Below are 24,574 nucleotides of genomic sequence, written 5' to 3'. Positions count from 1 at the left end.
ATTTTGCAATGCCAGGGAATGCGGCTACCTGCGTGTTCCGATCGTCATGTAAGCCAAGTTACAAAACCCACTGCTCGACAAAGGAGCAAATCGCACTCCTATGCCTCAGATTTGCCGCTCGTATTCTGTTCTGTGCCGCATCTGTTTTGCGATCATCCTGCTGCTGGGTTTTCAGGCGACTGCCTACGCTCAGATAACCAGCCCCAGCCCTGCCGGCATCATTTCAGGCTCAGTAGTGGACCCATCGGGCGCATTGATTCCCGGTGCCGATGTCCAGGCGAAGCACTTTGGTGTTGCTGTTTCCAGCGCCGCCACTGACGACCAGGGGCATTACACCATCTCCGGTCTCGCGCCCGGCAACTATACGCTTGAGGCAAACGCGCCGGGCTTCCGCGCGACCGTCATCGATGGTGTCGAGATCTCGGCGGGCAAGGTTCTACATCAGGCCATCACTCTGCAGATCGAGGTGCAACAACAGGAGACGGTTGTCACCGACTCGGGCCTCGATACCAGCCCTGAAAAGAACGGAGGAGCAATCGTAATCAAGGGCGCCGATCTCGATGCGCTCTCGAACGACCCCACCGAATTGCAGGATCAGCTACAGGCAGTAGCCGGCGCGAATCCCGACGGCGGCACGCAGTTTTATGTCGATGGATTCTCCGGCGGCAAGATGCCGCCCAAGTCCTCGATTCGTGAGATTCGCATCAATCAGAATCCGTTCTCCGCGCAGTACGACGCACTTGGCTTTGGACGTATCGAGATCTTCACCAAGCCCGGTACGGACAAGCTTCACGGCGAACTATGGGTCGAGGGCAATGACTCGGCTCTTAATACGCAGAACCCCTTCGTCGCTAATCAGCCGCCTTACTACTCCTACATGCTCGACGGCGATGTCAACGGGCCCATCAACAAGTTCACATCGTTCTTCGCGGGCGTGCAGAATCAGCATGCCATCAATGATTCTGTTGTAAACGCTGTGGTGCTCGATTCCAACCTTAACCAGACCACCTTTACTCAGGCTGTGACCTCGCCGACCAACATGGTCACGGTGAATCCTCGCATCGACTTTCAGGCCGGCAAGGTGCAGACGATCAGCCTCCGTTATTCCCTGCAGCGCAGTACCGCATCGAATGCAGGTATCGGGCAGTTTGCGCTTGCCTCGCAGGCTTACAACAGTGACCAGACCGAGCAGGTACTGCAGTTTGCGGATACGCAGATGTATGGCGCGCACATTGTGAATGAGACCCGCTTCCAATACATTCGCGACCGCAACAACCAGAACCCTGTCGACTTCACGCCCACCATCACCGTTCAGGGCGGATTCACCGGCGGAGGCAACAATACAGGCATCAACCGCGATAATCAGGACCACTACGAGTTCCAGGACTATCTGCAGATCGAGCACGGCAACCACGAGTTCAATCTTGGAGCCCGCATCCGCGATGTGCGCGACGCGAATGTCTCGACATCGAATTTCAATGGCAACTTCACCTTTGCATCGATCGGCGCATACCAGGCGACGCTGCAGGGACTAAAGAATAACCTCACCTGGGCGCAGATACGGGCCAACGGCGGCGGCGCCAGCCTGTTCTCGCAGACGCACGGCACGCCGGGCATCGTAGTCTCGGTGCTCGACGCCGGAATCTATGCCGAAGATACCTGGAAGGTGCGTCCGAACTTCACAGTCAGTTATGGCATGCGTTACGAGACGCAGACACAGATCTCCGACCATGCCGACTTCGCACCGCGCTTCGGAGCCTCTTATTCCATCAATGGCGGCAAAAACAAACCGCCGATCGCGGTCTTCCGTGGCGGATACGGACTGTTCTACACGCGCTTTGCTTCGACCAACGTGCTTGAAGCAAAACGCCAGAACGGCATCGACCAGGTGGGTATCTCAGTAAATTCCCCTAACTTCTATCCCGGCACCTGCAGTTCCGATCCGGCAAACTGCACCGGAGACACGGATAGCTCGCCGACCATCTTCAGTATCAATCCGTTTCTGCGCGCACCTTATGTTTCCGTTGGGGGCTTCAGCATGGACAAGCCCATCGGCAAGCACGTCTCGATCTCGGCAAACTACCTGTATCAGCGCGGCGTGCATCTGTACCTCACGCGCAACATCAACGCACCGATGCCTGGCACCTATAACCCGGATGACCCGACCAGCGGCACGCGTCCGCTTGGCAGCAATGAGAACATCTATCAGTACGAGTCGGAGGGTGCGTCTTCTACGAACCGCTTCTTCCTGAACGCCCGCGTTCAGGGCAAGAAGATGGGCGTTTATGCCTTCTACATGCTGGGCAAGCGGGACGCCAACACCTCCGGCGTCACCAGTTTTCCTTCTGATCAGTACGATCTTCACCTGGATTACGGCCGCGCCGCAGAGGACATTCGCAATCGCGCTTTCCTCTTCGGCTATTTCAGGCTGCCGGGGCAGTTCCAGATAAGCCCCTTCCTGATGTACAACTCGAGCACACCCTTCAATATCACCGTAGGTCAGGACCTCAACGGGGATACGCAGTTCAACGATCGCCCGGCATTTGCCACCGATCTGACCCGGGCCAGTGTCTATCGCACGAAGTGGGGAAACTTCGATGCCGATCCGATCACCGGCCAGAAGATCATTCCGATCAACTACGGCAAGGGCCCGAATTTCTTCCAGGCCAACCTGCGCGTTACCAAGCTCTTCAGCTTTGGCCCGAAGCTTCCCGACGAAAATCCTCCAGCGCCCGCACCTGCGGCGAAAGCGGGGGCCGCGAAGGATGCCAAGGCTGCGACGCCGGCTAAACCGGTTAAGAAAGAGATCGAGCGGAAGTACAACCTGGGGCTTTCCGCTGGCGCTACAAACATCTTCAACATGGTGAACCTTGCGCAGCCCGTCGGTGTGCTTGGTTCCCCGCTCTTCGGCGAATCCACCGCGCTCGCCAGTACTTTCACCGGCCCGTCATCGGCCAACCGCACTGTCCGGTTCGATCTGTTCTTCCGCTTTTAAGCACCGCAATTCGGGAGGGATGCCATCCCTCCCGTCCTCTGGGGCGCGACCGCGCCGACACGATCCGCGAAAAGCCAATAAAATTGTCCTTGAACGTCGATGTTCAAGGGCAGTGCGCAGTGCTCGACGTTTCCCGGATCACCTGCACCCTTCGCTGGCTCGCACGCGCGGCCATTTCTGTCTTCGCAGCAACAAGGAGTTCCCAAGTTGAATCATCGGAGTGCACAGCTTCTATTGGCGGCCTTTGCCGCGGTCTCACTCTCCCTGCCGGTTCGTGCGCAGTTCGAGCCGTTTGTCCCGGACCCGCATTACCCGGGCATGACGTCGGTGACCCCGGCGCAGTACGGTCCGTATAGCGCAAATGTTCTTCGCGGCGGTATCGGGCTGACGAAGCCGCTGCCCGAGGCTGATCCGGTACTGAAACCGGAAGCGGCGTGGACGCTGAGCGCGTGGGTCGAGGTGGAACCTGGTACGTCGAACGATGTGGCCATCGCGGGCGTCGGTCTACCCAGCGATGCGGACTCGCGCCTGTTCGTGCTCTCCGATGGCAAACCGGCATTGCGGCTTAGCGCGCGCGATCAGATTCGCGCTTCGGCACCGCTGACGCACGGATGGCATTTGCTGGCTGCCACCTACGGCAGTTCCAGGGTCACGTTCTTCATCGACGGGGCGGCTATCGGCTCCCTGCCTCTGCACGCGGATAAAGTGAGAAACGCCCTGGAGCTTGCACCTGTCGAGCCCGCCTGCGCGCAGCTTGTGTGTCCACACTTCGGCGGACGCATTGCGGAGCTGTCGCTGCGGCCCGGTGAAATCAGCAGCAATGAGATTGCCGCCCTGTTTCATTCTCGGCCGGACTTCGAACTGCTTCCTTTCGAAGACGCCTCGAAGCCGTGGCCAATCCAGACGATTCAGTATGTAGGCAATGTTGCTCCGCAGGATCCATCGATGCGTCCGGCTGTGAAAGCACCTTTCAGCAAACCGGTTTTGAGCGCTCCACCAGCGTCGAAGACTACGTTGCAGGCGGATGGCGATGGTGACTGGGTACTCTCCGGCGGCTGGATGCTTGGCGAGGCGCCTGAGGTAACTGCATCGGGCGAAGAGATCTCGACGCCGTCTTTCAGCACGCACGGCTGGATGCCTGCCATCGTTCCCGGTACGGTGCTGACCAGCATGATTGCCGACGGCAGGTATCCGGATCCGGACTTTGGCATGGATAACCTTGCGATTCCGGAAAAGCTTGCAAGGCAGGACTACTGGTATCGCGCCTCTTTCAACGTTCCAGCTGATGCTGAACATCGCTCGCTGCGGCTGCGCTTCGATGGCGTGAACTACCACGCAGAGGTGTGGCTCAACGGCAAGAGCCTGGGCGAGATGACTGGAGCGTTCAAGCGCGGCGTCTTCGACATTGGCGCAGACGTTCGCCATGATGGCCCTAACGTGGTTGCGATTCGCGTCTCGCCTGCGCCTCACCCTGGTATTCCCAATATGCAGTCGATCGCGCTGGGCTCCGGTCTGAACGGCGGAGCCATGGCGCTCGATGGGCCAACCTTCATGGCGACCGAGGGCTGGGACTGGTTTCCCCCAATGCACGATCGCGACACCGGTCTCTGGCAGGATGTGCACCTGGTCGCGAATGATGCGGTTACCATGGGCGACGTAAAGGTCGTCACGCATCTTCCCTTGCCCGATATCTCGCAGGCCGATGTGACGCTGGCGATCCCACTTGAGAACAGCACCAACACGCCGGTCGACGGCATGCTGCATGTGCAGTTCGAAGGCGTGGAGATCAGCGAGAAAGTGACAGCAGCTCCCGGCGAATCCACCGTAACGCTTGCTCCAACGAAGTTCGCACAATTGCACCTGGCACATCCGCGCTTGTGGTGGCCGAACGGCTATGGCAAGCCCGAGCTTTACCACCTGAAGGCGGAGTTCTCGATCGATGGCAAGACGTCAGCGACGAAGGCCCTTCGCTTCGGTGTACGTGAGGTCAGCTACGAGCTGAGCCTGCTCGACAACCGCGGCGATCTGAGCCGGCTGGAGTATGACCCGACGCTCGATCGCAATGCTCCGCATTCTGCCGTGTCGGTGACGCATGAGTCCATGCGGCAGGTGCCGGGCGGATGGGCTTCGTCCGTTGCAGCTGGTGCAGACAACTCGCCGGCGCTAAAGCCCGTTGCAGACGCTCGCGCCACACCGGATCTGATAATGCGCGTGAACGGTGTACGCATCGCGGTGCGCGGCGGCAGCTGGGGTATGGAGGATACGCGCAAGCGCATCAGCCGTGATCATCTTGAGCCTTACTTCCGTCTCGACAAAGAGGCGAACGTAAACATCATCCGCAACTGGCAGGGGCAGAATACCGAGCCGGTCTTTTACGATCTTGCCGATGAATACGGCATGCTCGTGTGGAACGACTTCTGGGAGGTGACGCAGGACTCGAATGCCGAAGCCGGCGACTCGGATCTTTTCCTGAAGAATGCGGCCGACACGATCCGCCGCTACCAGAGCCATCCTTCAATCGTGATGTGGTGCGGGCGCAATGAAGGCGTGCCGCAGCCAGCGATCAATACCGGCATGATCAAGTTGACGCATGAGCTTGACGGCACTCGCTACTACACGCCCAGTTCGAATCGGGTGAACCTGGAAAACAGCGGACCATATTCCTGGGAAGATCCGGCAGACTATTACACGAAGCTCGATCGCGGATTCGCCGTCGAAGTAGGTACGCCTTCGCTGCCGACGCTTGAGTGGTTCCATCGCTGGCTTCCGAAGGAAGATCAGTGGCCGATCGACGATGCGTGGGGTTATCACAACTGGCACCCGCATGACGCCTTCAACAAGGCGATGCAGGAGGAGCTTGGCGCGTCCGATTCGCTCGAAGACTACGTGCGCAAATCGCAGATGATGAACTACGTGGATTATCGCGCTATCTTCGAGGGCTTCAACCAACACCTGTGGGCGCCGAATGGCGGCCGCCTGCTCTGGATGACCCAGCCAGCATGGCCGAGCATGCTATGGGGAATCATCAGCTCGGACTATGACACCCAGGCCTCGTTCTATGCCACGCGAAAGGCCAACGAACCGCTTCACGTACAGATGGATCTCTCGAACAACGACATCGCCGTCGTGAACACGACGCGTGAATCGCTCGAGAACGCCACCGTGTCCGCCGATGTCTTCTCGCTCGCAGGGAAACTGCTGCAGCATACGGAACATCCCGCTCCGGCGATCACCGATAACGTCAGCGTAGTTGGCCGTCTCGACCTCGCATCGCTGATGGGTGACGGCACGGTGCTTGTGCGCCTTGAATTGCATGACAGCAGCGGCAAGCTGATCTCGCGCAATATCTATTGGCGAGCAGCCACGGAGGCGGGCTATCGCGCGCTGAACACCATGGCACAGGCGGAGGTCTCGGCGACGGCGCATCTGCTCGACAACAAGAATGACGCAGATGAGCGAACGATTCAGATCGTGCTGAAGAATCACGGCACGACCCCGAGCCTGGAGACGAAGTTCGTTCTCGAAGACAGCAAAGGCAACGAGTTGCTGCCTGTCTACTTCGACGACAACTACATCTCACTGATGCCTGGCGAAGAACAGACTGTAACCGTGAAGGTCCCCGATTCGCTGCCGCACAATATGCTACGGCTGCTTATGCGCGGCTGGAATCAGAAGCAGGAGACGATTAACTTCTAACAGCGACCAGGCAGAATGAAAAACGCGGCCAGCGAAAGATCGCTGGCCGCGCTTTTCGTGCCATCTTATTGTGTGACCGTCACTGCTACATTTATTGTGGACATTTCTCCTCCGCCGGCTGTCGCAGTCACAGTGAGTGTCGATGTTCCGGCCGGAGTGGTAGGAGTTGTCGGGCCGGTTGGGTTGCCTGAGCCCTTCATGCTGCCGCCTCCGCATGCTGTGATGGCAGTACAGGCACCGAGCAGAATCGCGGCCCATAGAACACATTGAATACCGCCACCGAGTTTCTTTCTCTGCCAGAACAGGATCATCGCGAAAACTCCCGCAGGCAGGAAGGCGAGGCGGAGCGCTGAGCCTTCGTCCGATGCGGGCGGTGTCGATCTGGCGCTGCTGCTGGCAACGTCCGTAGCGATGGTGAGCGTAGAGCTGACGGCTGTATTCGAGCCGTCAGCCGTAAGCGTCGATGGGCTAAGGGTGCAGGTTGCGTTCGCGGGAGCGCCGCTGCAACCTATAGTCACAGAACCGGTGTAGCCGCCTGTGGGAGTGAGGGTGATGGTCACCTGACCGCTCTTACCTTGCGCAACCGAGAGCGAAGACGGCGAAGCAGCCAGCGAAAAGCCGGATGCAATAATGACCTGGGTGAAGGTTCCACTCGAGCCGCTGAAGTTCGCATCGCCAGAGTAAACAGCCTGGATAGTATGCGAACCGATGCTGATCGCGCTGGTGGCATAGGTCGCAACACCCTGTGCATTTAACTGGCTGCTGCCAAGCACCGATGTCCCGTCAAGAAACTGAACAGTGCCAGTCGGAACAGCCTTGATGGATGAGGTCACGGTCGCAGTGAAGGTGATCGCTGTCCCTTGGTTGCCACTTGCTGTGGAAGAAGTAAGCGCGGTAGCGGTGGAAGCCTGTGCTACAGCGATAGTCTGCGAAATGGGGGTGGCTGCTGCGTATGTTCCATTCCCTGCCTGTGATGCGGTGACAACCACGGTTCCAGCGCCGGTGATGGTGAGCGTGCTTCCGCTGATGGATGCCGGACCGGTTGCACTGTAGGTGACTGTTAATCCGCTGCTGGCCGTTGCCTTGAGCGTTATTGGCGGCGCGCCGAACGCTGCTGTCGAAGGCAGAGTCGTGAAGGTGATGGTCTGCGAGTCTGCGGTCACGTTAAATGGCGAACTGACGGCGCTGATCGTGATGGCCTCAGTCAAAGGGGGCGGCGGCGGCGAGGTTGTAATCGGAAGTGTTGCAACCAGGGTGTCGCCGCTTCCGGCAGCGTTGACCTGAAGTGTGCTTGAGGCTGCATTGCCGTTGCCGTCAGTCATGAGAGCCGCGGTGTTCAGAGTTCCACTGTCCTGGGCCGCAAGCCCGATAGGAATGCTGTAGGCTCCGTACGGATAAGGCTTTCCGTTGAGTGAGAATAACAGCGCGGCGGAGAAGCTGGTATTAACAGCAACCGTCGCAGGAGGCTGGCTGGTGAAGGCCAGCGCATAGTCAGACTGGGTATTTCCGGAATCAAGACAGACGACGTTGCCTGATGGAGTGCTGTAGGTCGATGTGCGCGGGGCTCCGTTGATGTCAGTCGTAATACCTGCAGGCAGGTCCGCCAGCAGGCCCGCGCAAAGGGCATTGCCCCCCGGCGATGTGGAGGCGTTGGGTCCAACGACATTCCCATCGACTCCGTTGACCGGGCAACCCGGACCGTCGCAATCATCTTCCTGTGAAGGCGGATCGCCAGAGTTTGGCGGATCACCGAAATTATTGCTGTTGCCGGAAACGATGCTGTTGGTGATCGTCATCTTTCCGCTGTTGTGGATGCCGCTCCCGTTGCCTACCAGCGGCGCCTGGTTTCCAGAGACGGAGCTGCTGGTCATGTTCAACGTGCCTCCGTTGTCGATGCCGGCTCCATCTCCGAAGTCGTAAATCACGTTCCCCCCGACGCCGCTGTTAATCATCGTCAGGTTGCCGCCGTTGGAGATTCCCGGAGCGCTGGACCCGCGGACGCTATTGCTGTTGACAGAGGTGCCTATCATCGTCATGGTTCCCAAATTGACGACAGCCAGCCCCGGATAGGTTGCGAGACCCGCTCCCTGATTGTTGGAAAAGTTGCAGCCTACGACGGTAATAGTTCCGGACGTATCGTTGTATACGCCAACTCCTGCCCCCTGAGTGTACGCATTCAAGACCGAGAAATTGCGAACTGTCGAGACTCCATTGTTGTAAACACCACCGCCCCCCCAAAACCCACCAGAGGTAATTGAGATATTTGCAATCGTCACGTTGACAGTTCCGGCATTGATGGTAAAGATCGGATCACCGAGGATGTCCGGAGTTATCGCGACGCTTGTATTGGGTCCGGTGATGATGGTGTTCGAGGGAACGGTTAATGTATTATTGGCCACTGCAATGGCCGGTCCGCTCGTGAACACGGATGGATCGAAGGTGATGTTCCCTGCTCCGGCGGCGGCCACGGCTGCCAGGGCATCGCGGAGGCTGCAATTCGCCGAGCCCGAACCGGTGCAGTTCGCGGCCGTTCCTGTCGTAGTGTCAGTTGCCACCGTTACTACAAAAGCTGGAAAGGAAGCGGCACTTACCTGTTGCATAACGGCATTACTCGTCGCGGTTGAAAAGTTCGAGTCTCCAGCAAAGGTAGCCGTGACGGTGTTCGTTCCGGGAGGTATTGCGGTGGTGTTGAGTGTTGCTACTCCGGACGAAAGCGCGGCTGACCCTACGACCTTACTCCCGGCAAGAAACGTGATGGTCTCTCCGTCAGTGATGAAGCCCGCTTCGGTGTAAGGGCTGAGTGTCGCGGTCAGGGTGACGTTCGCGCCGGAAAAAGGCGATGGGTTGGGGCTGGCGGTAAGCAGGATCGTCGTGGCTATCTTCTCAAAGAGCAGAGGAATCGTTCCCGAAACACTCGTCTGCAGAGTTGCGTTGCCCGGGAAACTGGCCTCGACCTGATGTACGTTGCCGCCGCTGCTGGAAATGGCGATATTACTTAGCACCGCCGTTGCTGTTTGGGGAACCCGGTTCAGGACAACCGTGATCGTTGGGGTGTTGGTGGCACTCGGCGCGGCCAGATCCGGCGCGCCGTCGCCATTGAAATCGGCAACCACAAGACTCTCCGGCGTAAGAATCTTCGGCGTGGTGATGATTGAGAATGTTCCATCGCCCTTACCTGTCAGGATCTGCAAGTTGCTGTCGTAGGAGTTGGCTATAGCCAGATCGGTAACACCATCGCCATTAAAGTCGTTCACGACGATGCTGGTTGATTGAATGCCTACAGCGAATGTCGTTTTCAGAGTGAAGGTACCGTCACCTTTTCCGAGCAGGATGCTGAGCGTATAGTCATCTGAATTCGTTACTGCGAGATCGGTGATTCCGTCTCCGTTGAAGTCCCCTGCCGCGACGGAACTCGGACCATAGCCGACCTCGGGTGAGGAACTGAGTGTGAAGGTTCCATCACCCTTACCCAGTAAGATAGTCAGCGTGTTGCCGCCGAACCCCTGATGGCAAGTTCCGCAATCTGCCGTAGCCAGGTCAAGGATGCCGTCCCCATTAAAGTCACCTGCTGTTACAGACGCCGGATTGCTCCCGACAGCAGGCGACGATTTAAGCGTAAAGGTCCCGTCTCCGTTGCCGAGCAGGATGGACAAAGTATTGTCATTGCCGTTCACTACGGCCAGATCAGCATTCCCATCGTTATTGAAGTCTCCAACCACCGCGGAGGAAGGGTTACTGCCGACACTCGGCGAAGACTTGAGCGTAAAGTTGCCGTCTCCGCTGCCTAACAATATTGAGACGGTATTGTCCGCAACCTCAGGCACAGCCAGATCCAGAATGCCGTCTCCGTTGAAATCTCCAACCACCGGAGTCCCGGGCTGGCTTCCTGTGGGGGGATAGGAGAACAACGAGAACGTTCCGTCACCTGCCCCCAGCAGAACCCCGATCAGGCCGTTGGTTGCGACAAGATCAGGAATCCCATCTCCATTGAAATCTCCCACGGCCATCCCGAAATTCGGAATGCTCGGAGGACTCGTCGTCACTACAAACTTTGTGAAGTTCGGTCCCTGCGTCGAGGCTCCAAGGGTTGCCGTGCCAATGCTTTCATCGCCGTTCGTCGTATCGAGAAAAGCCACATCGCCGGTTGGTACAATCGTCCCACTTCCCAGGCTGGTGACGTTCGCGGTCAATGTGTAGTCTCCGGCTGAACCGGAGGAAACGATGCTGGTTGTGGTCGGATATTGGCCGGTAACCGCGAGCTTGGCGACGGGTGACGAACTGCTTGTATAAGCGGTAGTCCCGACGAAGATTGCGCGGTAACTACGGTTGCCTATACCTGGTCTGAGTTTGTAGCTTGCCGTACCCGAGGCATTCAACTGGGCGGTGGCAAGTATCGCGCCATCAACGCAGGAGGGAGCCGATGCGTTGCAGAACTTCACCAGGCCGGGCGTGACCGGTGTGCCTCCGGAGACTACTGTCGCAGTCAGAGTGACAACGCTGCCCGTGGCGACCGAGCTAACCGGATTTCCTGCGCTCGTCACAGCAAGGGTAGTGGATGTGGCGGAAGCCGCCCAGGCCATCGGTAAACCTGCCGCACCAGCGGCCATGATGGCGAAGAGCACAAACAGACGATGCACAGTTTTGCGCAGGACATTACAAGAAGAACCCACCAACATGGCGAACCTCCGGCTGAAACGCAAACAAGAGTCGATAGCCGATCGACCAGCTACGACTCCTCATCCCAGTTTTGGGGAACAGGGTCTACAGGCAACGGGAACGCAAAACGGAGCAGACGGAGATTTGTCGGCGCTTCCCTTAAAAAGGCCTCTTCGGGGCCAATTGCAGGGCAACGATATCGCAGCGGAATGGATCTGTCTATCAGATTTCCATGACTTGGCAGACTGTTTGCGGTAGATGCTGATGAGCGTAGCCGCAGGCAAAAAATGAAGGCGGGAGACTTCTACGGCGCAGTCAGTAAACGCCGGAACGCCAATTCAATGTTCTTTCATTATTGCGGCGTACCCAGTCGTAATATCTCGGTCGTCTTCTCGCGATCGGCGGGATAACCGAACAGGTAGCCCTGGGCGAGCCTACACCCCAATCGTTGCAACCGCGTAGCCTGATCGGTTGTTTCCACGCCCTCTGCGACTATCCGCATTCCGAGACCGTCGGCCATGTCGATTAAGGCCTTGATGATGATCTCGCCTGAGCCTCCGTCCGACATCCGGTCGACGAAGCTTTTATCGATCTTGATGATATCGACCGGGAAGTTCAGCAGGTGGGTCAAGGATGCGTAGCCGGTTCCGAAGTCATCCAGCGCAACGAGCAGACCGTCGGCCCGAAGCTTCTCAATTTCTTCGGCAACACGGTGGTCGCTTTCACCCATGTAGACCGATTCGGTAACTTCCAGAACCACGTGCTCGAGTGGCACGCATTGAAGGGCAAACGCTTCCGCAACTCTATCCCGCAGGCTGCCTTTGCCAAAATCCGCCATGGAGATATTCACGCTGACATAGCGCAACGGCACTCCATCATCGAGCCACCACCGAAGATCGGCTGCTACCAGCTTCAGCATCCGATCGGTCAGGAAGTTTCCCATGGAGAGACTTTGCAATGCTTCCGCAAACTGGCCGGCCTGGATAATCTGGCCTGACTGCGTGCGGATGCGGCAAAGAGCCTCCAAGCCGACAATTTCATGGGTATCGAGGTTCACAATCGGCTGATAGTGGGCTTCGACCCGGTCCTCGGCAAGTGCGCTGGTAAGGGTCTGCAGAACACGAAATTCGTGTGCGATCGTGCTGCTGATGCCCTCATGATAGAGGACGAAGGTCCCCCGGGCCGTCTGCTTCGCGTGGTGAAGGGCAAGATTAGCGCGCTGAAGTAATGCCGGCACATCACATCGGGCTGGCTGATCGGAAAGCGCGCCGCCACAACTGATCGAAAGAGGCAGGCTGGAACTGCCGCTTCTCTGGGAGAGCTTCGGAATCGTCTCCAGCGCTGTACTGCTGATTCTGGATAGCGCCAGCTCCGCGTCTCCTTCGTCAATCAACAAGGCGAACTCATCCGCATCGATTCTGAAGACTTTCGCCGGGGCGGAAATCTGTGCGAAGGTCTCGCCGACTTCGCGTATCAGCCGGTCACCGGCCTCATGACCGAGTGCCTGGTTGAATCGCTCGAGGTGATCGATATCCAGCAGAAGGATCGCGAACGCCTCACCGCCGCTTTCCGCGCGTTCTTCCAGGGTCTTCATGAAGCTCGCCCGGTTGCCCAGCCCGGTAAGGATGTCTGAATAAGCCAGCCGGTGATTCTCAGCTCTTACTTCCTCTCGTTCAAGAGCGAGGGCGCACAGGTCGATGCATTCGGCTACTAGCGTTTTCTCTTCATTGGTGGGACCGCGATTCTCTCTGTAGTAAAAGCCGAAGGCTCCCAGAACCCTGCCATCACTCTGCAGAATCGGACTGGACCAGCAAGCCTTGATCCCTTTTGCACTGAAGAGCAGGTCCGCAAAGTACTGGTATTCACGCCACAATGGGTCGGTGAAGATATCACTGACGGCGACCGGTACACGAAAATGAGCAGCTGTACCGCAGGAGCCCACGGAGGGGCCGATCGCCAGACCATCCAGAGCGGCAGAGTAAACCGCGGGCACGTTCAATCCTGCAAGCGGATGAATGATGCCCTCATGATCGATGCGAACTACTGAACATATGACACCGGGGGCAAGCCGCTCCGCGTGGCGGCAAATGTGCTCTGCTGTTTCTGCAACGGAGCATCCCCTGGCGATCATATCCAGGATTTCCTGCTGAATATCTCCTCGCATCTGTTCCCCGCGCCGCTATCAGTAATGTGTCAACAATGTATCAATGTGTCGACTTCCGGACACAAGCGGCGTTTTCACAAGCATAGATGGTCCACCCGAGCATTGACCCAACGCATGCAACGCTACATATCACCCCATTTTCATGCGGCGCACGAAGGTTTGATGTTGCTGCAAAACGACAGGACAACGTTATCGAGGGCGCCGGGCATGAGTCGCTTCGGATTTCCAGCTTGACACCGCAGCAAATGTGTTGATATCAACATACGTCGTCAAACCGCGTCCCCACCCGGCTCCCTGGCTCACGTCGCGATGGCAAGATGGTGGATCGAAGGTTAGCGTAGCCTGAGAAGCGTTTAGGAGCCATCATGTTATTTCTTCGCGATCTGAAAATCGCCGTGCGTTCCCTCTGGTCTGTGCGCTCGCTGTGGTTTACTGTTGCCATCACGCTGGCCCTCGGCATCGGTGCGAACGCCGCCATCTTCAGCGTGGTGCGCGCCGTACTGCTGCGGCCGCTTGCGAATCGCGACGAAGACCACCTGCTATATATCCGGCAGAGCGCTCCTGGACTGGGCATACAAAACGCGGCCTTTTCCATCCCCGAGATCGACGATCTGGGCAAGAATCTCAAGACCATCACAGAGCTTGGGACATTTTCGACGCTGGACTTTACCATCATCGGCCTGGGAACGCCGCGCGAGATTCCGGCGGGTGTTGTCGATGGCCATTACTTCGAGGTGATGGGACTGCGGCCAGTGCTGGGCCGGCTGCTGACGACATCCGATGATGGCCCTAACGCGGCCGGAGCGATCGTACTGACGTATCGCTTCTGGAAGGAGTCCCTGCACGGCGACCCGAGCGTGATCGGCAAGGCCGTTCACCTTGAGAGCTTCGGTGGACCACGCAACGCGACGATTGTTGGGGTACTTGAGCCCTCGGTACCCTATCCAGTGGCGACGGAGATCATAGCCAATGTCGTCACCAGCCCGCATCATCTCTCCGCCACCATGGTCACGGGCCGCGAACACCGGATGACGGAGGTCTTCGCTCGGCTGGCTCCAAACGCCACGCTCGATGCCGCGCGTTCGGAGCTACGCACGCGCTATGCGGCCATGCTCTCCCAGCACACTGACATATACAGGCCCGACAATCACTACCAGATCGAAGTAAAGCGGATGCATGAGCAGATCAACTCCCGCGCAAATACCGTTCTGTGGGTGCTCTTTGCGGCAGCCGGCCTGCTCTTTGTGATTGCGTGCTCAAACGTCGCGAACCTGGTGCTTGCCCGAACAGTTCGCCGCGAATCCGAACTGGCGGTGCGCTCGGCCCTTGGGGCCAGCACGGCATCGCTGCGGCGGTCGCTGCTGGCTGAGAGCCTTGTGCTTTGCGGAAGCGGTGTGCTGGCAGCTTTGCTGGTCGCATGGCCGATGGTCGCCGTACTTGGGCACTATGCCGCGCGGTTCTCAGTACGGGCGGAGGGCCTGACACTCGACTTCAACCTGGTGTGGTTCGGCATCGCACTGGCGCTGGCCGCGGCGGTCTTCCTTGCTTACATTCCCCGACTTCCCTCGGCGAGCGCGCAACTCGGCACCAGCCTCGCAAGCAGTGGATCGCGCAGCAGCACGGGGAGCAGCAACCGGCGGCTGCGTATCTTCGCGGTCATGCAGATCGCTGCATCGTTCCTGCTGCTGACCGGAGCGGCGGTTCTCATGCGCACGCTTTACACGCTTGAGAACACGCGTCCACCATTCGACACCTCGCACGTTCTCGCGGTAAATCTCCCTGTCCTTACCTATGGAAGAACACCTCAGCAGGTGCAGGACTTCTATCATGACGTGCAACGCCGCGTGGGCGCTCTGCCCGGCGTGGCGCATGTTTCCACAGGCTTCAGCGTTCCGTGGCGCGACGATCAGGGGCTGGATATCAGTTTCGCCTTTGCTATACCCGGCGCCGCACGCAAGAATGGCCTGGATGACTGGCGAGCGAAGTTCCGCTCAGTCTCGCCCGGCTATTTCGACACGCTGGGCGTGCCGTTGCGGGAAGGGCGGGATTTCCGGGATACGGACAAAGCCGGCACCGAGCGGGTGGTCATCGTAAGCGAAAGCCTCGCCAAGACGCTGTTCCCCAATGGCAGTGCGCTAAACCGCGAGCTGCACTGGAGCGACGGCGTGATGAAATTCATCGGGATCAGTTATGAACCTCGCCGCATTGTCGGCGTCGTGCCTGACATCGATGATGAAAACCTTATTCCTGCACCGGCGATGACCATCTACCAGCCAACCGATCAGGAAGGCTGGCAAGGGCGGTTGTTCGTGCGCTCGAAGACCGAGGATCCTTACGCCCTGGCCCCGGCTATCACCCGCACCATTCATGAAATTTCTGCTGAGCAGCCGGTGGAGAAGACCAGCACACTCGACGACATCCGCGCGGAAGTCATGACTCCGGACAAGCTTAACGCAGTCGTCTTTGGTGGATTTGCCGCCGTGGCGCTTCTGATTTCAGTCGTCGGCGTGGCCGGCGTGCTTGCCTTCTCGGTCAGCGGCCGTACTCGCGAGTTCGGGATTCGCATGGCGCTTGGCGCACAACGTGGGAACATCCTCAAAGATGTGTTATTGCAGGGTCTAACGATTGCTGGAATTGGCGTGGGCGTGGGAATTGTGTGCGGAGTTATCTTCTCGAATGGAATCGCCCGGTACATCGTAGAGGTGCGCCAGCCCGGACTGCTTTCGTTTTTCCTCTCTTCCTTCATTATCCTGGCTGCGGCGGTCATCGCTTCCGTCGTGCCGGCAAGCCGTGCGGCCCGGGTGAATCCCGTGGAGGCGCTGCGCGCTGAGTAGTCCGTGGTGAAGAACCCGGCGCCTGCCAGCCGCTTACAGGCGATGTAGCGGGACTGCAATGGGATCATGACCTGCCTCTGGTCCGCGAAGGCGCATGCCGATGGGAATGGAATGCCCCAGCCAACCGGCCGGGGCACTCGGAGCGACTTGCCACTTTGCTCTTAGAACGGCCCACCATAACCGAGCAGCTTGAAGAGACCGTTCCCTGACTGCCATGTACTATCCGGTTCATTCTTGATCAGGTCACGGAAGGCCAGGTGGACGATCTCGGATTTGATCTGTTGTGCCCGCAACGAGCTCGGGTCAAGCGGACTTCCGGGAAGAGGCTGCGCCAGTTCGTTGGGGATATAGTTTTCAACCAACTGGTCGTACCCCTCTTGCGCGTGACTGTCCTGTGGACTGCTGTACAACTCGAGACGCCCTGCTCTTGTTCCGTAATCGTAGTACTCCAGCTGAACGGTAGAGGGATCGATCTGCGTCGATAAAGGTTTCCAATCTGCATAGACGCCCACCTTTCCGCTGCCGGTTTGAAGGGCAACGATATTGGTAGGTGCACTGTTGAAGTTGTAGAACTCCGGCGCGATCTCATCGGTGGCGAAAAGGATGTAATCGCGACCCGGCGCCCATCGCGACTTCAGCATCGAGTACATGTCGTGCCGGTTCGCGTAAATCTGGCTGTACGGCGCCTGCTCGAGCCATGTGGTGTTGCCTTTGTGACCGAGCGTGACCAGCATAAGCGAGAGATCGACGGAGGAGCACATGCCTTTGCGGACAATGTCAGCATCCTCGGTGAAGCGGCCGCTTGGGTCCATCACGATCAGTGGAATGTGGAGGCATTCATCGTAGACGGTACCGATCTTCCCCTGTACCAGCCCGTGCGCCCCGCTGTACTCGCCGTGATCGGCGGCGAACACGATGACTGTATTGTCGACAATGCTTGACGGGAGTTTCTGCAACTGGGCGAGAACCGCGCCGATCTGCTGGTCCACAAGCTGCGTAACCTGCGTGTAACTATCCAGACCCCGCTGCCAGTAGTAGAAAGGCGCTTCGGCGTAACCAAGGCCAAGGTCGCCATTTGGATATGGCTTGATACGGAAACCTGCCTGGCCTGGGCTCGACGTGATGTTTCCCCACACTGCGCCTGAGAACTTCTGAATGAATGTATGTGTCGTGGGCTTGTTGTATTTCGCATACTGATTCGGATCCTGCCAGTTCGGAGGAACGATGGAGTAGCCATAGGAGGGCGGCGACTTGAGCTTGTTCGTTGCCCAGTTCACGATAGGCGGGGTCGTGGTGTAATCGATGAGCTCGTCGAGCTCCTGGCCGGGATGATGATTGTTGTAACTGGCAAAGAGGTCGGTGAATGTCAGGAACTCCGTTCCCGCTGGAAAGAATTCACGATCGTGCGGGTTGATAAATCCCACGGTGAGACAAAAGGGAGCGTCTGTGGTCTTCACGGTCTTCAGGTAGGAAATCGCCTGGTTCGCCGTATACGCATCGTTATGGAACGGCGGGTCCGAAGTGAAGTCGCCATAAGTTCCCTGCAGGTTTTCTCCCCACGGATCGGGAGGACTATTCCAGTCGAATCCGTAGGCCTGTGTATCTTGGGGACCGGACGGAACGGATACATGCCATTTACCAACATACGGAGTCGTGTAACCGGCCTCCCTGAGCAGCTTGCCGTATGTTGGGAAAGCGGGATTGAGCACAGGTGTAATGGGATTGTTGAGGAGGGTAGACATCAGCCACGTCTGATGAGAGTACAAGCCGGTAAAGATGATGCCGCGAGCCGGCGTACATGCATTCGCAGCCGTATGGTAGTTGTAAAACTTCACTCCCTTCTTCCACATGTGGCGATAAAGATTTGGCATAAAACGCTTGAAATAGTCCTCCGGACCGTTCACTCCAGCTGGAAACACGGAGGGCCATCGAAGTTCATCGACGAGGATGAAGATAATGTTTGGCGGAGGACCGGGCTCGCTTGTTTGAGCCATTCCCAAACGGCTGGCAACGGTTGCGCCAGCGACGGCAGCCGTCGACTTGATGAAGTCTCTTCTTTTCATTTCATGTCTCCGTGGTGCATTGCGCGAAATGCGATACACAGGCCCAACACAGACCGGTCTTCTCTCGAAGCGGACGCGAGTAAGAGCGGAATCTGGAATGACGGCCTGGGCCCTTAGCCGAGGCAAAGCATGCCTGAGCCTTCTACTGACAGTGGGGGCAACTAAGAACGGAACGGGGTGGGCCGGGAACGGGCACCGGCAACAAGCGGCCTGCAACCGTGCGAATACTAGACGCCGGTATCCGGGCAGTCAAGAAAATCTTGCAAGAAAGATCCGTCAGACTAAGTAATCCCCGGATAGCCACGACGTCCAATATCCTAACTGGCGCAGATGCGCCAGTTAGGATCGATCACTGTAGAAGAGCAGCTTATAGGGCACAGCGAGAGTGCCCGCATGTGTCCCTGTTGTGTGACGAATTGGGGTATTTATAACGAATTGTCTTTCGTCTGTATCTGCGCGGTCAGGCTTCCGGGTGTAAGCGAGTCAGATATCTTTCGTTGACGATCTCAACACCGCGGATTTTGCGCTTCACTCAGTCTTCAGGAAATCGAGAACGACATTCGCAAGTTCCAGGCGCTTACCCGAATAGGAATGATCTGTCTCGAAATGAGAGTGACTGATATGCGTATCTCCGGCAGAGCGGAGAGCTTCGGTAAATGGAACTGCAAACTGGTCGGATCCGTCATGAGCGGTAACGATTAATACTGGCCTCGGAGCAATCGAAGGAGCGAGGTTCACCATATCCAATTCTGCACGATGCGTGAACTCTTCATGGGCGAGCGTTGTGCCGTCGGTGCCGGAGATGGGAGCGAGGTTTTCGCCGCTCGCAAGAGCCTTCGCTTCATCGGCCTCGTTGGGTCTCGCCGCACCGATGTTCCACGCCGACAGAAGAACAGCAGCTTTTACCCGAGGATTATGCGCGGCTGCGGACGCAGCCATGAAGCCACCCATACTGTGGCCAATGACCACGATCCGATCAGGATCAATGCGATACTCCGCAGTGTTCCTAGGGTCGAGGACGAAATTCACTTCCGCATCCGCATCTTCCGCGGAACCCAGGAAGCTGAACTTCCCTGCAACTCCCCATGAGCCGCGATAATGCACAGCAAGTACATTCCAGCCTGCACGTCGCAGCTCCTGCGCCAGGTCGAGATTCTGTTCATATCCCGGGAAACCGTGAAAAAGCACAGCGGTCGGATGCGGACCAGCGCCGGCAGCAAGATAAAACACTCCGAGCAAATTGCTGCCGTGGCTGGGAATAAGTGGATGCTTCATTGAGGGAGGAAACTCCGGACCCGGCGCGCTGGTTTGCGCACTCAGTCCGAAGCCCGCAACGAGCAGAGTCAGGCTGCCCAGGTAACTCAAACGAGCGACTTGCCTGGCACACGTCGCCGCTCGTCTCCCAAACCATATCCGTGAATCCAATGCCGCCTCCATCGCCCAGAGAGATACCGCTCCAGCTTATCGGAGCGGCACGATTACCTGCCGCCGCTGCATCGCGATCCGATGAATTATTGCGTAGCTGCGGAGATCCATCCTGCAAGATCGGAGTTCGATGTTCCCGCAACGGTCGCGTTTGCGGGAATCGCGACATTCAATCTCATGAAGTAGGGCTGACGAAGCTTGGGGTTGAACATGCCGGAGTCGAGCGGAACGGAAGGATCATAGCCCGCGAAGTAGAGATACCACGTGCCTGCCGGGTATTGCACAAGGGAAGGAACTCCCGGCCCCTGCACGCTCGAGTTCACATAGTTTGGCCAGGCGGACTGCTGGGCCTGGATCAGGTATAACACCTCAGGCTCTGGTGAAGGGTTCTGCCAGACATTTGAAGTATCCGCCTGCAGAATCTTTTTGTATTGTCCGGTCAATGTGTCCGACCATGCAATTCCGACTTTGTAGCATGGAGTTTCGAAGGAGCCTGTCGAATAAGCCATCGCATATTTACCGTTCACAACGGTGATGTTGCCGGTCTCGATCAGCTTGAACTGATTCGAAGCGCTCGCACAGTCGAAGAGCTCCGACTTATATCCGCCATCTGAATTATTCTCCGGCGCCAGCAGCGTTGTGGGAGAACTGCTGTCCACCTGTTGCGCCGACGTCATGAGCTGCGCAACGATGCCGTCCTGCGCAGAGGGCGAGTCCTGCAGCCGCCTGCTGTAGATCAGGTAGAGCTTCCCACTATCTTCAAGGTACTTACCGTCGTAATTCGCATTTTCCTGGTTTGTGAACGAGCCGATGAGCAGCGCGTCAGAAGACCAGGCAAGAGGAACTCCCGCAGAACTCGTGGCGCTACCGCTGACCGGGCTTGCATGAAGGATCACATTCCAGGGCAGGCCATTAGGATTGGCCGCAGGATTGTTCACGGTGACTGTCGTCGCCATTTGCCAGTTGCCAGCGTTGTCCTGATAGATGTTGTTGTTCTGATAGCCATTGAGCTTGGTATTCGCTGGAAGTTGTGCCATCAGCGCTGCGCCGGTCGTAATCGTGATTGCGCTCGAGCTGTAGCATCCGGAAGCTAGGGTCGTGCAGGTCAAGACCTGATGCGTTGTCCCCGCAATCGAAGGAATGTATGAGCCCGCTGTCTGTGCGAGATGGATGGGCAGGGGGTCTTCAAAGTAACCCGTATTGGCTGTAGCGTCCACCTGCGTCAAGGGGTGGATCCCTGCGGGGATGGCGGGAGCCGTCGGTGTAGTTCCCCCCGTACCGGATGACGACATCGACGAACCTCCGCAGCCGGAGACTGCGAGCATGAATGTACACAATGAAGCACAAGAGACGATGAGCCTCGCGATATTCGTAAGGCCGAACCTGTTATGCGGATGACGGTAGTTAACTTGCAAGAAAATGTCCTCGTTCTGGCTACTCAACAACCCAGTTGAATGGAATACGTAACAGTTACGCCAGCTGATGCAGCGCGTCCGCCACCATGACCGGGTCGGTGATCATGGCATCATGACAAGCGCTTATCTCACGCCAGCGCCAATGACTCTGAGCCTGTGCGAAGCTGTGAGATGCAGCGACGAAAGGGTGAGGCGGATTCACGCACGCGATGTAGGTGCAGGGTAAGCCGTTCCCTAAAGGAGACCTGATCTGCAATGCGCTCGAGGCAGTTCCGAAGGGCTGCGGTGTCAAGCGTCTCTCCAGCCAGTCCGCGTCAGCACCCGTCGGTACGCCAAATCCCTGGGGTGGAGGCGCCGGGAACGGGATGCCTCCTGCTTCGAGCCCCGCCTGAAAAATTGCTTCCTGTGTTTCGGTGAAGTACGTTCGTAGACTCTCTCCATCTTTGAGAATGAGCCCATCCAGCCAGATCAGCGATGCGATCCGCTCGGGGATCCGATCTGCTACGCCTGCAACAACAGCAGCACCAGCGCTGTGTCCGACAAGGGTGACATGCTCCAACTCTTCAGCCTCAAGCACGCCTACGACATCTTCAATTCCCGTTTGCATCGTGATGCCTGAGCTCATGAGATGAGCTCGTTCGCCTGAGCCGGTGAGCGTAGGCGTAAACACATCGTGGCCTTTCATTCGTAGTTGATCTGCCACACGCCTCCAGCACCACCCGCCGTGCCAGCCACCATGTACGAGCACAAATACGTTCTTGTTCTCATTCATCAGGAAATCTCTCTGAGAGTCGCTGTACAAACCACACAAGCTCCCGTGTTAATTGTGTTAGACGCAAGCCGATCACTTACGCAGAGTTGCAATAAGAGACATAAGGCATGTAATTGCTGCCAGATCTCCTTGTCGATTGGGAAAATCGTCCTCAAGATAATGCTTGCCATGCATTCGGAACAATCACGGCGCACCAGGACCACCTGGTTGGAAACTCGTCTATCGCTCAAGAGCCCACTCCTCCACCCAGTGAAAATGAGGATGCAGAAGTGGATAGCTTTCAGGCAACGCCACGCGCTCAAGGATAAGCGTGCTCTCGGAGGCGGAGTCTTTTCCGACGGGAACCAGCAGGAGATGCTGACTATCTTTGTAGGAATAGTGATAAGTCGCCTGAAAGCGTTCGCCATCGAAATAATACGAGTAGAGAGACAAGCTGGAGCCTGCCTCGTCTATGTCGGCCGTACTTCGCCACAGTCGTCCATCGCTTGAACGCGCCATCGCACGGCCATCCGGTTCGAGATAAAGATCAGTCAAGGGAAGGAGCTCGGCCGTGAGAACCGGCGCATCGACGGTTTCACTTCCTTCGCGCTTTGTGGCCGACTCGACATGCCACTGGCCTGCCAGGGACGACGGGGATCTCAGATGCGCCGCCTCTCGCCTTTCACTTGTGTAAGCTGGTGGAACCAACACGTAGATGACACACATTACGTAGAAGAGCTCGACCCCGTAGGCGAGTCTCTTCAAGCGAGCCGTCTTAAAAACAGGCCGCCAACGAGTGTGGAGACGTATGCCACGCCTGCTGAAAAAGCTGTACAACGTAGGGACATCCTGCCAGAGCAGCACGATGAATCCGAAAAGAATGAGCAATGCACCCAACTTCACAGGCACGTCAAAACAAAAGTTGAACAGCACGACGTTGCTCATTACGACGATGCCGAGCAGAGTGCCAGGCAGAGCCGTCTTTTCAAAACACAAGAGGACGGCACAAAGCGCTTCAAACACCCCACTGAGTATTTGATACGCCGGACTCAAGCCGATAAGTGTCCAGAGCAGAGACATCGGCGAACTTTGGCCAACCGGTTCATTGAGCACTCCCAATGACGGACGGCTCATCTGCATCGGGAAGATCTTGAAGATACCGTAGCGCACCATCACGAAGATGAGCATGAGACGGGTAATGTGTCGCAGCCAGGTAGCCTGCGTGCTGAGGCTACGCTTCTTTCGATCGAGTACGCTCCACACGATTGCAACGACCGCCGACAGGACGAGCACCGTCAGCATCGAGACCCAGTCAAAAGCGGTGTCGCGCGAATCTGTAGAATGCTGTGTCGCAGCAATGCCGGCAACGTGAAACACATGTGAGATGAGCCAGCCTGCGATCGCTTGCAGCGGTTTTGCGACGGCATCACTCATATACCTTCCGACTACCGGAATCACACTCCACGGCGAGTAGTTCAGGGTGAGGGCAAGAAGCGTGAAGGCCGCCACCAGACGGAATAAGGCACGTGAGCCGAACGACCAGTCTGCTTGTTGCTCTGAGCGAGATTGGTAGGTCGAGGTGCCGGTTGCTAGATCCATAGATTCGTACTTCCTGGCCGAAAAATACTATTAGAGTGGTATTGCTGCCTTACTGCCTCGTGCCGTTGCCCTGCGTCGACGTCAGTCGGGAGCCAAAAGCATAGGCATGATGGCCTCGACGATCGCCATCGGTGCGTCTCTTTGCACAAAATGGCCGCTGTCATCGAGGCGTGTGTGGTTTGTTTTCGGGGACAATGCCACAAAATCATTTTGGAGACTATCCCAGATGCTTTGCAGCCGCTGCCCTGCATCGAGATCAGGCAAGAATGGCAGCTTCCGGAAAGATGCAGCTGTGATGACATGCAGCGGCAAAACACCGAGATTCTGCAATGCTTCATCCTGCTGCAAGGACCGAGGAAGATCGATAAGTTCAGGTGAGGATTCGGCCTTCACCCAACCGTGCCGCCAAAACTCACGCATCTGTGTGAGCGCTGGAAGTTCTTGAGCCGATAACTCTGGAATCGCAGGGCCTATCTCCTCAAATTGTCTGGGATGCATGGATTCTACAAGAACCAGGCCGCGAACATCATTTCGCCTTCGCCGGGCGAACACCCGTGTGAGTACGCCGCCGAATGAATGCCCGACCAGGAGAAATGGGGGATGTACCGCTGCTTCCGCGAGCAGCATATTGAGGTCCCGATGCAGCTGCACAGCGTCGCGCGCAGTTGACGGTGGATCGCTCTCTCCACGGCCAGCCCTGTCATACAGAAACACGGTGGCGCGGCTGTTGATCTTATCAGCGACGACTTGCCACTCGCCGGCCTCAGCACCGAGGCCAGTTTCAAGAATCACAGTGATCGGTCCGGTTCCCTGCAGGTCGTAAGCAAAACGATGTCCATTCAGAAAGATATGTTTCATCAGATCTATTCACTGGGCGGCGGTCCATTTCGAAGGCAGACCACATTTTGTGAGACGCCTGATCGTTTCTCAGAGACCCCACCGGAGAAGACAAATCTGCTGCGTATCCTGCCATAAC

11 protein-coding genes are annotated in these 24,574 nt (G+C 57.4%); 3 read left to right on the top strand and 8 right to left on the bottom strand.

Annotation, left to right across the window (positions count from 1 at the left end; translation table 11 throughout):
• Positions 1 to 100: 100 nt before the first annotated feature.
• Positions 101 to 2,995, top strand: coding sequence for a TonB-dependent receptor (locus LJD29_RS15460; protein ID WP_446742447.1), 2,895 nt, complete (start codon positions 101 to 103; stop codon positions 2,993 to 2,995).
• Between the two features lie 207 nt (positions 2,996 to 3,202).
• On the top strand, positions 3,203 to 6,691 hold the full coding sequence (locus LJD29_RS15455) for a glycosyl hydrolase 2 galactose-binding domain-containing protein (RefSeq protein WP_446742446.1): 3,489 nt from the start codon (positions 3,203 to 3,205) through the stop codon (positions 6,689 to 6,691).
• A 65-nt stretch (positions 6,692 to 6,756) separates the two neighbouring features.
• Here LJD29_RS15455 and LJD29_RS15450 read toward each other — a convergent pair whose 3' ends face one another.
• Together LJD29_RS15450 and LJD29_RS15445 are read right to left on the bottom strand one after the other, a co-directional pair.
• Complete coding sequence (locus LJD29_RS15450; protein ID WP_446742445.1) at positions 6,757 to 11,367, bottom strand: beta strand repeat-containing protein; 4,611 nt, start codon at positions 11,365 to 11,367, stop codon at positions 6,757 to 6,759.
• A gap of 332 nt (positions 11,368 to 11,699) precedes the next feature.
• Positions 11,700 to 13,478: a bifunctional diguanylate cyclase/phosphodiesterase gene (locus tag LJD29_RS15445; protein ID WP_446742444.1), complete on the bottom strand. Its 1,779-nt coding sequence runs from the start codon at positions 13,476 to 13,478 to the stop codon at positions 11,700 to 11,702.
• 398 nt (positions 13,479 to 13,876) lie between these two features.
• Here LJD29_RS15445 and LJD29_RS15440 point away from each other — a divergent pair, with 398 nt between their 5' ends.
• Positions 13,877 to 16,345, top strand: coding sequence for an ADOP family duplicated permease (locus LJD29_RS15440; protein WP_446742443.1), 2,469 nt, complete (start codon positions 13,877 to 13,879; stop codon positions 16,343 to 16,345).
• A 161-nt stretch (positions 16,346 to 16,506) separates the two neighbouring features.
• On the opposite strand, the gene LJD29_RS15435 is transcribed toward LJD29_RS15440, so the two are convergent.
• The 6 genes from LJD29_RS15435 to LJD29_RS15410 form a co-directional block, all read right to left on the bottom strand.
• Positions 16,507 to 18,408, bottom strand: a complete 1,902-nt coding sequence (locus tag LJD29_RS15435) for a sulfatase-like hydrolase/transferase (protein ID WP_446742442.1) — start codon at positions 18,406 to 18,408, stop codon at positions 16,507 to 16,509.
• A 528-nt stretch (positions 18,409 to 18,936) separates the two neighbouring features.
• Entirely contained in the window at positions 18,937 to 19,683 is a 747-nt protein-coding gene (locus LJD29_RS15430; RefSeq protein ID WP_446742441.1) for an alpha/beta hydrolase family protein, read from the bottom strand.
• A 236-nt stretch (positions 19,684 to 19,919) separates the two neighbouring features.
• Positions 19,920 to 21,125, bottom strand: coding sequence for a family 43 glycosylhydrolase (locus LJD29_RS15425; protein ID WP_446742440.1), 1,206 nt, complete (start codon positions 21,123 to 21,125; stop codon positions 19,920 to 19,922).
• A 178-nt stretch (positions 21,126 to 21,303) separates the two neighbouring features.
• Entirely contained in the window at positions 21,304 to 22,020 is a 717-nt protein-coding gene (locus LJD29_RS15420) for an alpha/beta fold hydrolase (protein WP_446742439.1), read from the bottom strand.
• Between the two features lie 219 nt (positions 22,021 to 22,239).
• A complete protein-coding gene (locus LJD29_RS15415) occupies positions 22,240 to 23,598 on the bottom strand; it encodes a hypothetical protein (protein WP_446742438.1) in 1,359 nt (452 codons plus the stop codon).
• Positions 23,599 to 23,679: 81 nt separating this feature from the next.
• Positions 23,680 to 24,456, bottom strand: a complete 777-nt coding sequence (locus LJD29_RS15410; RefSeq protein WP_446742437.1) for an alpha/beta fold hydrolase — start codon at positions 24,454 to 24,456, stop codon at positions 23,680 to 23,682.
• Positions 24,457 to 24,574: the final 118 nt, after the last annotated feature.

This window comes from Silvibacterium acidisoli (assembly GCA_022870745.1).
In the GTDB taxonomy this organism is placed as follows: Bacteria; Acidobacteriota; Terriglobia; order Terriglobales; family Acidobacteriaceae; genus Silvibacterium.
This window is presented reverse-complemented; position numbering and strand designations above follow the sequence as displayed.